We start from the raw sequence: 12,484 nt of genomic DNA, 5'->3' as shown, positions 1-12,484 counted from the left end.
TTGGGCCGAGGCAATTGGTCCCGGTGGGGTGCACATAGAACGGAGGCACGCTCGGTTGCAAGCCGATGCGGAGTTTCTATAGTCCCGGCAATTGTTCGACCCGGCCGGGCGAACGTTGGCGGAGCGGCGAAATGCAATTCGATTCCTTCGAGCTGTCCAAGATTGCCGGTGCCTTTCTGTCCGCCTTCCTGGTGATCGTCGGCTTCAAGGTGGCGCTGGAAATTGCCGAGCACGGCAAGGCGCCGGAAAAGCCGGGCTACGTGCTGCCGATGCCGGAAGCCACGCCGGCGGCCGCACCCGCGGGTGGCGCTGCTGCACCTGCCGCGCCCACCTTCGACGCCAAAGCCGTGGCGGAAGCCGCCGGAGCCGGCAATGCGCCGAACGGCCAGAAGATTTTCGGCAAGTGCCAGGCTTGCCATTCGATCGATCCCGGCGGACCCAACAAGGTCGGCCCCAACCTCGCGGGCGTCGTCGGCCGCGCCAAGGCGAGCCATGCCGGCTTTAACTATTCCGATGCGATGAAGGCCAAGGGCGGCAACTGGACGCTCGAAGACCTCGCCGGCTTCATCCACAACCCCAAGGGAAATGTCCCCGGCACCAAGATGCTGTTCCCCGGGATTGCCGATCCGGGCGACCTCGGCGACTTGCTCGCCTATCTTAACAGCGTGAAATAGTCAGCGCGGACCGCGACCTGCGGTCCTGAGCGCCAAAATGACAGCAAGTTAACTCGCCCGGCGGCCCGTATTTTGCGACGCTCCGGGCGATGCTACGTCTTGCAAGTCTCACTTGGCGCGCGCTGAGCCATGCGAATTTTCGGCCGAGCCGCCACCGCCCCGCCCTCCGTCCCCTCGCAGATAAGGGAAACCGACTGGTGCTTCCGCGTCTTCACGCCCCCGCCGCCTGCTTTGTCGCCCTCTTTGGCCTGACCATCGCTCTGCCGGTCCTGGCGCAAGAGCCGCCTTCGCCCCCCGCAACCGAAACGCAGCCGGCGCCGAGCACTACGCCTCCCCCTGCCAATCAGGCGAGCCCGGCCGACCAGGTGCCGTCAGCCGCCCCAGAGGCGAACCAGCGCCGCCACGCGCTGTCGCTGATCGGCGAGCCGAAGTACCAGGCCGGCTTCCCGCACTTCGACTGGGTCAACCCCGACGCCCCGAAGGGCGGCACGCTGCGCGGCTTTGCCGAAGGCTCGTTCGACAGCCTCAACCCGTTCTCGGTGAAGGGCGATCCGGCCGGTGGTCTCGGCCTTGTGTTCGACTCGCTGATGGCCGGCAGCCCCGACGAGCCGTCTTCCGAGTACTGCCTCATCTGCGAGTGGGTGTCCTATCCGGCCGACTTCTCGTCAGTGACCTTCGGACTCAATCCCAAGGCACGCTTCCAGGACGGCTCGCCAATCACGCCCGAGGACGTGATCTTCTCGTTCGACGAGCAGAAGAAGGCGCACCCGCGCTCGGCCTTCTACTACAAGAACGTCACCAAGGCGGAGAAGACCGGCGACAACGAGGTGACCTTCACCTTCGACGTCAAAGGAAACCGCGAGTTGCCGCAGATCGTCGGCCAGCTCAGCGTCCTGCCGAAGAAGTTCTGGGAGGGCAACGGCCCCGACGGCCAGAAGCGCGACCTTTCCAAGACGACCATGGAGATTCCGTTGGGCTCCGGCGTCTACCGCGTCAAGAGCATCGATGCCGGCCGCTCCATCACCTACGAGCGCGTGAAGGACTATTGGGCCAAGGATCTGCCCGTTGCCAAGGGACAGTGGAACTTCGACGAGTTCAAGCTGACCTACTTCCTCGACCGTACGCCGGCGTTCGAGGAGTTCAAGTCGGGCAAGATCGACTATTGGTCGGAGAGCACGGCCAGCAACTGGGCGACCGGCTACGACTTCGCGGCGCTGCGCAACGGCCTCGTGAAGAAGGAAGCCATTCCGGTGAAGCGCGTGGCGCCGATGCAGGCGTTCGTCTTCAACCAGCGCCGCAAGCAGTTCCAGGACCCGCGCGTGCGCCGCGCCTTTGGGCTCGCCTTCAACTTCGAGGAAGCCAACAAGAAGCTCTTCTATAATTCCTACGTGCGCGTCGGCGGCTACTTCGACAACTCCGAGCTCGCCGCTACGGGGCTGCCCCAGGGACGCGAGCTCGAGCTTCTGAACGAAGTCAAAGACGAGGTTCCCGCCGAGGTGTTCACCACCGAGTGGAAGAACCCGGTCAACGACGCCCCGGACTCCTTCCGCAGCCACATGCGCGAAGCCTCCAACCTGCTCGCCGATGCGGGCTGGAAGCTGCAGGAGGTCGAGGTCGAGGATCCGAACTGCGGCACGTTCTGCTCGATCTTGCGGTCGGTCGGCCTGTCGTCGGCCCCGAAGGCGAACCTGCTCCGCAACGACAAGGGTGAGACGCTCGACGCCGAGTTCCTCATCCAATCGCCGGAGTTCCAGAAGATCGTGCTTCCCTACGTGCAGGATCTGCAGAAGCTCGGCATCAAAGCGTCGATCCGCGTCGTCGACGGCGCCCAGTACAAGCGGCGCGAGGACACGCGCGACTACGACATCATCGTCGACAACTTCGCCCAGTCGGAATCGCCCGGCAACGAGCAGCGCGACTTCTGGGGCTCGGCCGCCGCCGACCGCGACGGCTCACGCAATACCGCCGGCATCAGGAACCCGGCGGTCGACAAGCTGATCGACAAGGTCGTGTTCGCCAAGGACCGCGAGGAGCTTCTGGCGGCGACGCACGCGCTCGACCGCGTGCTCTTGTGGAACTTCTACGTGGTGCCGCAGTGGCACTATCCGTTCGAACGCATCGCCTATTGGGACGTGTTCGGGCGCCCGGAGAAACTCCCGTCGCAGACCGCGGCGCTGTCGCAGATCTGGTGGTTCGACGCCGACAAGCAAAAAGCGATCGACGCCAAGCGGGGCCGGTAATGGCGACGATCGAGGCAGCGCCCATGCCGGTACATAGAAAGCAACGGCGCCACCCGACACTCATCCTCCTCGCCGCCGCCGCGATCGCCGCGGCGGCGTTCGCCGGCCCCTCCTCGGCCGAGCCGCGGCATGGATTGTCGGCGTTCGGCGAACTCAAGTATCCGGCGGACTTCAAGCACTTCGACTACGTCAATCCGGATGCGCCGAAGGGCGGAAAGATCTCGTCCACCGGCACAGGCGGCGCCAAAACCTACGACAGCTTCAACAACTTCCTCCTCAAGGGTGACGCCGCCCAGGGGCTCGAATACCTGTTCGACAGCCTGATGACGCGGGCGATGGACGAGCCCGACGCGGTCTACGGGCTCGTCGCGAGCAGCGGCGACATTGCTGCCGACAAGAAGTCGGTCGTCTTCAAGATGCGGCCCGAGGCGAAGTTCGCCGACGGCACGCCCGTTACTGCCGATGACGTGGTCTTCTCCTTCAACACCCTGAAGGAGAAAGGGCACCCCAACTTCCAGATTTCGCTGCGCGACGTCGCAAAGGCGGAGGCGATCGACCCGCAAACGGTGCGCTACGAATTCAAAGGTGACCTCGTGCGCGATCTGCCGCTGGTCGTCGCCGAGCTGCCGATCCTGTCGAAGGCCTTCTACACGCAACATCCCTTCGACCAGTCGTCGCTCGAAAAGCCGCTCGGATCGGGGCCGTACGAGATCGGCAACTTCAAACCCGGCACCTTCGTCGCGTACAAGCGGCGCCCCGACTACTGGGCCAAAGATCTGCCAGTCATCCGCGGGCGCTTCAACTTCGACGAAGTGCGATACGAGTACTATCGCGATCGCACGCTCGAACTGGAGGGCCTCAAGTCTGCCGCCTTCAACTTCCGCGAGGAATTCACCTCCATCGACTGGGCGACCGGCTACGACATCCCTGCGGTCAAGGAGGGTCGACTCCTACGCCTGACCCAGCCCGACGGGCGGCCCTCCGGCGCGCAGGGTTTCTTCATCAATACGCGCCGCGAGCCCTTCAAGGACCAGCGCGTGCGCGAGGCGCTCGGTCTCGCCTTCGATTTCGAGTGGTCGAACAAGAACTTGTTTTTCGAGATTTACAAGCGCACCCACAGCTTCTTTGAAAACTCCGACATGAAGGCGCAGGGGCTGCCGAGCAAGGAGGAGCTGGCGCTTCTCGAGCCCTTCAAGGACAAGCTCGCGCCGGAGGTCTTCGGCGAGCCGGTATCGCCGCCGGTGACAGATGCGAGCGGGCGCGACCGCCAGTACCTCAAACGCGCGCGCGACCTGCTGACCGAAGCGGGTTACGGCGACGGCGGCAAACCGCTGACCGTCGAGATCCTCTCCTTCGAGGACGGTTTCGACCGGATCATCCTTCCTTACGTCGACAACCTAAAGCGTATCGGCGTCAACGCATCGCTGCGCCGCGTCGACCCGGCGCAGTACGAGCGGCGCATGAAGACCTTCGACTTCGACATGTCGATACAGCGCTATGCGCTCCGTCTCACGCCGGGCGTCGAGCTGAAAAGCTACTGGGGTTCGGACGCCGCCGGTATGGACGGCAGCTTCAACCTCGCCGGCATCAAGGATCCCGTGGTCGACGCGCTCATAACCAAGGTAGTAGAAGCGAAGTCACGTGCGGAGCTGGTCACGGCGGCGCGGGCACTGGATCGCGTGCTGCGGGCCGGACACTACTGGGTGCCGCAGTGGTACAAGGCAGAGCACAACGTCGCCTTCTGGAACGAGTTCGACCGTCCCAAGGTGAAGCCGAAGTTCGACGAGGGCGTCATCGACACGTGGTGGTACGACGCCGATAAAGCTGCGAAGCTGAAAAAGAACTGAGTCGAGGCTCATGGCCGCCTATCTTCTCAAGCGCCTTTTGCTGATCATCCCGACGCTGTTCGGCATCATGCTGATCAGCTTCACCATCATCCAGTTCGCGCCCGGCGGCCCCGTCGACCGAATCCTCGCCCAGCTCTCGGGCCGCGATTCTTCGATCGTCTCGCGCATCGGCGGCGGCGGCAACGACGCGCTGTCGAGCAACAACAGTCAGGCGCAGCTTGGACAGGGCGCGGCGGACGCCATCACCTCCAAGTACCGCGGCGCGCAGGGTCTGGACCCGGAGTTCATCAAGAGCCTCGAGAAGCAGTTCGGCTTCGACAAGCCGGCCTACGAGCGCTTCTTCCTCATGATGAAGAACTACCTCACTTTCAACTTCGGCCAGAGCTATTTCCGCGACGTCTCGGTGCTCCAGTTGATCAAGGAGAAGCTGCCGGTCTCCATCTCACTCGGTATTTGGATGCTACTGCTATCCTACATGATCTCCATACCGCTTGGGATCCGCAAAGCGGTGCACGACGGCGAGCCGTTCGACACGTGGTCGAGCACGGTGCTGGTCGTCGCCTACGCCATCCCCGGCTTCCTCTTCGCCGTGCTGCTGCTCATCTTGTTTGCCGGCTCGTCGTTCCTGCAGATATTTCCATCGCGCGGGCTGACGTCCGACAACTGGGACCAGCTCTCGCTCTTCGGCAAGGTCGTCGATTACTTCTGGCATCTGACGCTGCCGCTGATCGCGATGTCGTTGACCGCCTTCACGACCATGACATTCTTGACCAAGAACTCGTTCCTCGACGAAATCCGCAAACAATACGTGATCACGGCGCGGGCCAAGGGCCTCGACGAGAAAAGGGTTCTATACGGGCACGTGTTCCGCAACGCGATGCTGCTGATCATCGCCGGCTTCCCCGGCGCATTCATAACTGCTTTCTTCGCCGGCTCGTTGTTGATCGAGACCATCTTCTCGCTCGACGGGATCGGGCTGCTGTCGTTCGAATCCATTGAGAAGCGCGACTATCCGGTTGTGTTCGCCACGCTGTGGATCTTCTCGCTGATGGGTCTCATCCTCAACATCGTCGCCGACTTTGCCTATACGCTCGTCGATCCCCGCATCGACTTCGAAAGCAGGGAGGTGTAGCGGTGGATGACCTGCGCGCGCTCGAGACGCCGCTGCCGCAATCGCAACCTCCCCCGAAAGAGGAGCATCGCGAGCTCGTACCGAGCTGGCTGAAGCGGCGGCTTCCGTCGCTGGACAACATGAACCCCATCAACCAGCGCCGCCTTGCCAACTTCAGGGCAAACCGGCGTGGCTACTGGAGCTTGTGCGTCTTCATCGTCCTGTTCGTCCTCTCGTTGTTCGCGGCCTTCATCGCCAACGACCGACCGATCCTGATAAGCTACAAGGGCGAGCTTCTGTCGCCGGTCCTCACCACCTATCCGGAATCGAAGTTCGGCGGCTTCCTCGCCGTCACCGACTACAAGGACCCGGTGATCCTCGACGAGATCAAGAATAACGGCTGGGCAATCTGGCCGCCCATCTCCTACTCCTACGACACGATCAACAAAGACTATCCGGGCCGCAAGAGCTCGGGAGGGCTGTGCCTCGGCTTCCCCGCGCCTCCGCCATGGTCGACCAGCATGCCGCTATGCGATGCCCCTGCCGACCAGCTCGCGCGCTTCAACGCACTCGGCAACACCAACTGGCTCGGCCTCGACGACCAGGGGCGCGACGTGGTTGCGCGCGTCATCTATGGCTTCCGCCTCTCGGTGCTGTTCGGACTCTTGCTCGCGGCTCTGTCGGCAATCATCGGCGTCTCCGCCGGCGCCGTGCAGGGCTACTTCGGGGGCAAGACCGATCTCATCTTCCAGCGCTTCCTGGAGATCTGGTCGTCGATCCCGTCGCTGTTCGTTCTGATCATCATCTCCTCCGTGCTCGTCCCAGGTTTCTGGACGCTGCTCGGCATCCTTTTGCTGTTCGAATGGGTGAACCTCGTCGGCGTGGTGCGCGCCGAGTTCCTGCGCGCCCGCAACTTCGAGTACGTGAAGGCGGCCCGCGCGCTCGGCCTGTCACACCGCAAGATCATGTGGAAGCACATGCTGCCGAACGCCATGGTTGCAACGCTCACCTTCCTCCCATTCATGCTGTCGGGCGCCGTCGCCGCGCTCACGGCGCTGGACTTTCTCGGCCTCGGCATGCCGCCCGGCTCGCCGTCGCTGGGCGAACTCCTCTTGCAGGGCAAGCGTCACCTCGAGGCGCCGTGGCTCGGCCTCACTGGCTTCTTCTCGCTCGCGATCATGCTGTCACTATTCATCTTCATCGGCGAGGCGGTGCGCGATGCATTCGACCCGCGCAAGACGTTCCGGTAGGTGCGATGACGAGCGCTAAGGCACTTCTCGATGTCAGGGACTTGTCCGTCGCCTTCTCGGGCGGCCGCGTCGTCGCCGCGGACAGCGTCTCGTTCCGCATCGCCAAGGGCGAGACGGTGGCGCTGGTCGGCGAGTCCGGCTCCGGCAAGACCGTCTCGGCGCTGTCGATCCTGCGGCTGTTGCCCTACCCGGCGGCCTCGCACCCGTCGGGCGAGGTTTGGTTCGAGGGGCGCAACCTCCTGAAGCTGAAGGAATCCCAGCTGCAGTCGGTGCGCGGCGACCGTATCTCGATGATCTTCCAGGAGCCGATGACGTCGCTCAACCCGCTGCACCCCATCGAGCGGCAGGTGGGCGAGGTGCTACGCGTCCATCGGCACATGGACGACAAGGCGGTCCGCACGCGCGTGCTCGAGCTTTTGCACAAGGTCGGCATCCGCGATCCCGAGAAGCGGCTCGACGCCTTCCCGCATCAACTTTCCGGCGGCCAGCGCCAGCGCGTGATGATCGCGATGGCCCTGGCGAACGAGCCGGACCTGCTCATCGCCGACGAGCCGACCACTGCCCTCGACGTCACCATTCAGGCGCAGATCCTCGAGTTGCTGAAGCAGCTGCAGCGCGAGATGGGCATGGCGATGCTGCTCATCACCCACGACCTCGGCATCGTCCGCAAGATGGCCGACCGCGTCTACATCATGAACGCCGGCGAGATCGTCGAGGAAGGCGTCACCGAGGATATCTTCACCAAGCCGCAGCACGGCTACACCAAGAAGCTGCTCGCTGCCGAGCCCAAGGGCACGCCGCCTCCCGCCAACGATGCGGCGCCCGTCGTCGTCGAGACCGACGACTTGAAGGTCTGGTTCCCGATCAAGCGCGGCCTGCTCCGCCGCACCGTCGACCACGTCAAAGCGGTGGATGGCGTCACGCTGAAGCTCCGCAAGGGCCAGACACTGGGCGTGGTCGGCGAATCCGGTTCGGGCAAGACGACGCTCGGACTGGCCATTCTCCGCCTGATCTCGTCCGACGGCCCTATTGTCTACATGGGAAAGCGCATCGACGGACTGACGAGCCGCGAGATGCGACCGCTGCGCAAAGAGATGCAGATCGTCTTCCAGGATCCGTACGGCTCGCTGTCGCCGCGCATGTCGGTAAGTCAGATCATCGAGGAAGGCTTGACGATTCAGGCGCCTGAGCTCGACTACGACCAGCGGCGTGCGCGCGTCTCTGCTGCACTGAAGGAGGTCGGTCTCGATCCGAACGCCCAGGACCGCTATCCCCACGAGTTCTCCGGCGGCCAGCGCCAGCGCATCGCCGTTGCCCGCGCCATGGTGCTGCAGCCGAAGTTCGTGCTGCTGGACGAGCCGACGAGTGCCCTCGACATGTCGGTGCAGGCGCAGATCGTCGACCTGTTGCGCGATCTGCAGAAGAAGCACGACCTCTCGTACATGTTCATCAGCCACGACCTCAAGGTCATCCGCGCGCTGTGCAACTACGTGATGGTGATGCGCAACGGCAAGGTGATCGAGGAAGGTCCAGCCGCGGATGTGTTCTCCCATCCCAAGGAGGAGTACACCAAGGCGCTGCTTGCCGCGGCCTTCAACATGAGCGTGCTGCACAAATCCGCGCTCGCGAGCTGACGCTCCCCTCAACAAGGAGTTCTCTATGCCCGAAGCACAAAAGCCGCGGCTGAAGCTCTATCACGCTTCGCCGTCGCGTTCGTCGGTGACCCTGTGGATGCTCGAGGAGTTGGGCGAGCCATTCGAAATTGAGCTGCTCAGCCTGAAGAATGGCGATCAGCGCAAGCCCGAGTATCTCGCCGTCAATCCAATGGGCAAGGTGCCGACGCTCGATGACGGCGGCACCATCGTGTCGGAGGTGTCCGCCATCTGTTGCTATCTGGCCGATGCCTATCCGAAAGCGGGACTGGCGCCGGCGGTACACGACAAGCTGCGCGGTCCCTACCTCAAGTGGCTGTTCTACGTGCCGAGCTGCGTCGAGCCGGCGGTGCTCGACAAGGCGATGAACCGGCCGCCACCGCCCCGCTCGACAGCCGGCTGGGCGGACTACGATACGGTGATCGAAGTGTTGCGCGCGGCAGCTGCCAAATCGGCCCCCTATCTGCTCGGCGAGCGCTTCACGGCCGCCGACGTCGTCGTGGGGTCGAGTCTTCGCTGGTTGATGCAGTTCAAGCTCATCCCGGAGTTGCCCGAGTTCGTCGCGTACACCGACACCCTCAAGAAGCACCCAGCGTTGCAGCGGCAGCTTGCCAAGGACGAGGCGTATGCACGACAGACGAGCGGCTAGTGTCCCGATTCCGAAGTTCGCTGAACCTCGATGCTGGCGTCCTGAGCGAACTTCGGAATCACAGGGACACTAGAATCAATATCTCGCTAGTGTGATTCAGATCGAGAGATTCGCTCACAATCCCGGCTGGCGAGCGCCGGCGAATTTCTCGATCATCACACTAGAAAGATATTCCGCTTGAACGCGCGCCTTTTTGCGGCATCGTAGTCGGCATCGCTCATCCGGCAATCCGAACCTATGCTGCCCGACGACGTCTTTCGTGCACGGCTCCAGACGACGATCACCGCGCTGCGATATTGGGCGCCGTCGATCGCCGACGCGGCGCGTCTCAAGGAAAGCGAGACGGGCGACTATTGGAAGCTCGCCGTAACGCCTGAGGTACCGAGCGGCTGCCCGTTCGAGCTCGTCCTGCACGCAGATCAGCGCTACGACCTGCACATTGGCGGGGAAAGCTATGACAGCCGGCCGATAGAATCGTTCGAGTGGTTCTTACCGATGGCCGAGGCGGTGGCCGACGGTAAGGTCGTGCGCCGGCATTGGATCAGCCGGCTGACCGGGCTGGAACGCTCGGTGGAGACGCTGGTGACGCTGCCGAACGGGGGTGTCTGGCGCGAGGCGCGCGGCGAGGTGCACTGGACGCCAACGCTCGACGATGACGGGACGGAGCTACGCGAGCGCCGCTTCCTCCCCTACCGCCGCTAGCTGCCCGATAGCGCCGGCAGCCGCTTCACGGCGGCGATCTCGGCGCCGAGCTTGGCGATGCGCTCGATGGCCTCCGGCAGCGTTTCGGCCACCACCTGCATGTGATGCGCGTTGGCGTGCACGAGCGTGACGCTGTCGGCCATGATGCCGACGTGCCCCTTCCAGTAGATGAGGTCGCCGCGCTGCATGCCATCGAGCACGTCGGGGATCGCCACCTCGGTGCCGAGCTCGGCCTGCTGCATGTCGGTGTCGCGCGGGGCAGCGATGCCGGCAGCTTCCAGCGTCACCTGGACGAGCCCCGAACAGTCGATGCCGAGCCGGGTGCGTCCGCCCCATAGGTAAGGCGTGCCGATGAAGCGCTCGGCAAGCTCGACGAAGTCGGGTGCCCGACGGCCCCGCTCGGCGACATGGCGGGTGACGACGAAGCCGCCGCCCTTGAGCATCATGAAGCGCTCGTCGGCGCTGGCGATGCACAGCTCCGAGTTGAGGCTGAGGTGCATGATGGGCGGCGACTTGATGTCGGGCACCGGGTAGACGAACGTCCCGAGCGAGCGCACGCGGTGAGTCGTGGGGTCGATATCCTCCGACAGCGAGTCGGCCGGCACGTAGCCGACGTAGCGATCGCGGGTAAGCTGCACCCACGCCCAGCCGTCGCGTATGTCGTAGACATCGACGGTCTCGCCGAATAGTGCCTCGGTCTCGAACCCGCAGGTCGGCGACGGGCGCAGGCGCAGCGGCACGGACGCGCGGACGACCTGCGCCGGCGTGGCCTCGGCATAGCGCGGCGCGCTCACCTTGCCGTAGAGGCTTTCGGCCGCCAGGTCGGGCCGGAAGGCATGGCGCCGCGGGTCGAGCCCGGCGGCCGGGGGTGGCGGCGGAGCCGCCGACGTCTCGGTATCCGCATCGCTCATCGGCACAGCTCCTTGGCGAGAACGGTGTAGAGGGCGCGCGCAACCTGGGGTTCACCGCCGCGCGGGCCAAGTGCGTTGGCGGCCGGCCGCCAGCCGAACAGGTCGAAGTGCGCAAAGCGCTGCGCCTGCTTGGCGAAGCGCTTGAGGAACAGGGCGGCGGTGATGGAGCCGGCGAACGGCGCTTCCCACACATTGTTCATGTCGGCCACGGGGCTGTCGAGCTTGCAGTCGTAGCCGGGCCAGAGCGGCAGACGCCAAACGGGATCGCCGACGCTCGCCGCCGTGGCGACCATCTCGGTTGCGAACGCGTCGTCGTTCGTAAACATGGCCGGCAGGTCGGGACCGAGCGCCACGCGCGCCGCACCTGTGAGCGTGGCGAATACGTACATGCTCTGCGGCGCCTGCTCGTCGGCAAGCGAGATCGCATCGGCAAGCACGAGTCGGCCCTCGGCGTCGGTGTTGCCAATTTCGACCGTCGTGCCGGCGCGCGAGACGAGGACGTCGCCAGGGCGGAACGCGTCGCCCGATACGCTGTTCTCGGCCGTCGGAATGAGGACGCGCAGGCGGACGTCGAGCTTCTGCGCCATGACGATGTGCGCCAGCGTCAGCACGGCAGCGGCGCCGCCCATGTCCTTCTTCATCAAGAGCATCGCGCTCGACGGCTTGATGTCGAGGCCGCCGGTGTCGAAGGTGATCCCCTTGCCGATGAGCGTGATGGTGCGGGCGCCTTCGCGGCCCCAGCTGAGGTCGATGAGACGCGGGGCGCGCGGGCTGGCACGGCCGACGGCGTGAATCATAGGGAAGTTCTTGTCGAGCAGCTCGTCGCCGACGGTGACCTCGATGCGCGCGCCGTGGCGCTTGGCCAGGTCACGGGCGGCAGCCTCGATCTCGGCGGGCCCGAGATCGGAAGCAGGCGTGTTGATGAGATCGCGCCCGAGCCGCACCGCCTCGATCGTGTTGATCGCGAGCTCGCGGTCGGCCCCCTGCGGGAATCGCAGGCCCGCCGCTTGTGCCGCTCCATTGCGCTTGGTCTTGTAGCGCGTATAGCGATAGGACCCGAGACCCCAGGCGATCGCGGCCAGCGTCGGTTCGCGCGGATCCTGCGCCAATCGATAGGTGCCTGCGGGTAGCGACTGGGCGAGCTGCCCGATCAGCAGCTCCGATGGGCCGGACGGCTCGCCCGCACTGCCGTCGCCGAGACCGAACAGCACGCCGGCGATGCGGCCGTCGGAACCGGGCAGCAACGTCTGCTGCTTGGCCGTTCCTTTGAAGCCGACACCCTCGGCCCACTTGCGCTGCTCGGCCGACAGCGGCAATGCGTCGAGCGCCGAGTCCTTGGCCAGCATCCAGATCGGGATTTCGTTCTCCGCGGCACCGCCGCTGAGCAGAATCTCATCGACGGAAGGCTTGGCGGCGTTCATCGGTTCATCGCTCATGTACGGACGCTC

Annotated in this window: 10 protein-coding genes; 8 read left to right on the top strand and 2 right to left on the bottom strand. The window is 64.6% G+C overall.

What is annotated here, in order from left to right; all coding sequences use genetic code 11:
• Window positions 1-131 precede the first annotated feature (131 nt).
• From GIW81_RS14610 to GIW81_RS14575, 8 genes are all read left to right on the top strand, one after another.
• Entirely contained in the window at window positions 132-674 is a 543-nt protein-coding gene (locus GIW81_RS14610) for a c-type cytochrome (protein ID WP_154740100.1), read from the top strand.
• A gap of 197 nt (window positions 675-871) precedes the next feature.
• Entirely contained in the window at window positions 872-2,914 is a 2,043-nt protein-coding gene (locus GIW81_RS14605; protein ID WP_324615051.1) for an extracellular solute-binding protein, read from the top strand.
• A gap of 23 nt (window positions 2,915-2,937) precedes the next feature.
• Window positions 2,938-4,761, top strand: a complete 1,824-nt coding sequence (locus tag GIW81_RS14600) for an extracellular solute-binding protein (protein WP_154740780.1) — start codon at window positions 2,938-2,940, stop codon at window positions 4,759-4,761.
• A 10-nt stretch (window positions 4,762-4,771) separates the two neighbouring features.
• On the top strand, window positions 4,772-5,893 hold the full coding sequence (locus tag GIW81_RS14595) for a microcin C ABC transporter permease YejB (RefSeq protein WP_154740098.1): 1,122 nt from the start codon (window positions 4,772-4,774) through the stop codon (window positions 5,891-5,893).
• A gap of 119 nt (window positions 5,894-6,012) precedes the next feature.
• Entirely contained in the window at window positions 6,013-7,122 is a 1,110-nt protein-coding gene (locus tag GIW81_RS14590) for an ABC transporter permease (protein WP_154740779.1), read from the top strand.
• Between the two features lie 5 nt (window positions 7,123-7,127).
• Entirely contained in the window at window positions 7,128-8,756 is a 1,629-nt protein-coding gene (locus GIW81_RS14585; RefSeq protein WP_154740097.1) for an ABC transporter ATP-binding protein, read from the top strand.
• A gap of 25 nt (window positions 8,757-8,781) precedes the next feature.
• Window positions 8,782-9,423: a glutathione S-transferase family protein gene (locus GIW81_RS14580; protein WP_154740096.1), complete on the top strand. Its 642-nt coding sequence runs from the start codon at window positions 8,782-8,784 to the stop codon at window positions 9,421-9,423.
• A 237-nt stretch (window positions 9,424-9,660) separates the two neighbouring features.
• Window positions 9,661-10,125: a hypothetical protein gene (locus tag GIW81_RS14575; RefSeq protein ID WP_154740095.1), complete on the top strand. Its 465-nt coding sequence runs from the start codon at window positions 9,661-9,663 to the stop codon at window positions 10,123-10,125.
• Here GIW81_RS14575 and GIW81_RS14570 read toward each other — a convergent pair.
• A complete protein-coding gene (locus tag GIW81_RS14570) occupies window positions 10,122-11,036 on the bottom strand; it encodes a C40 family peptidase (protein WP_154740094.1) in 915 nt (304 codons plus the stop codon). The genes GIW81_RS14575 and GIW81_RS14570 overlap by 4 nt on opposite strands.
• Window positions 11,033-12,382 carry a leucyl aminopeptidase family protein gene (locus GIW81_RS14565; RefSeq protein ID WP_229309422.1) on the bottom strand — a complete coding sequence of 450 codons (1,350 nt, stop codon included), beginning with the start codon at window positions 12,380-12,382 and terminating at the stop codon, window positions 11,033-11,035. The genes GIW81_RS14570 and GIW81_RS14565 overlap by 4 nt, the downstream gene beginning before the upstream one ends.
• Between the last annotated feature and the right edge of the window lie 102 nt (window positions 12,383-12,484).

The organism is Hyphomicrobium album, assembly GCF_009708035.1.
GTDB lineage: Bacteria > Pseudomonadota > Alphaproteobacteria > Rhizobiales > Hyphomicrobiaceae > Hyphomicrobium_A > Hyphomicrobium_A album.
Note: the sequence above shows the minus strand (reverse complement) of the source record. Positions and strands in the feature narration are given on the sequence as shown.

Coding starts and splice junctions, on each gene's coding strand:
- GIW81_RS14610 (WP_154740100.1), top strand. CDS start 132: ATGCAATTCGATTCCTTCGAGCTGTCCAAGATTGCCGGTGCCTTTCTG.
- GIW81_RS14600 (WP_154740780.1), top strand. CDS start 2,938: ATGCCGGTACATAGAAAGCAACGGCGCCACCCGACACTCATCCTCCTC.
- GIW81_RS14595 (WP_154740098.1), top strand. CDS start 4,772: ATGGCCGCCTATCTTCTCAAGCGCCTTTTGCTGATCATCCCGACGCTG.
- GIW81_RS14590 (WP_154740779.1), top strand. CDS start 6,013: ATGAACCCCATCAACCAGCGCCGCCTTGCCAACTTCAGGGCAAACCGG.
- GIW81_RS14585 (WP_154740097.1), top strand. CDS start 7,128: ATGACGAGCGCTAAGGCACTTCTCGATGTCAGGGACTTGTCCGTCGCC.
- GIW81_RS14580 (WP_154740096.1), top strand. CDS start 8,782: ATGCCCGAAGCACAAAAGCCGCGGCTGAAGCTCTATCACGCTTCGCCG.
- GIW81_RS14575 (WP_154740095.1), top strand. CDS start 9,661: ATGCTGCCCGACGACGTCTTTCGTGCACGGCTCCAGACGACGATCACC.
- GIW81_RS14570 (WP_154740094.1), bottom strand. CDS start 11,036: ATGAGCGATGCGGATACCGAGACGTCGGCGGCTCCGCCGCCACCCCCG.
- GIW81_RS14565 (WP_229309422.1), bottom strand. CDS start 12,382: ATGCTGGCCAAGGACTCGGCGCTCGACGCATTGCCGCTGTCGGCCGAG.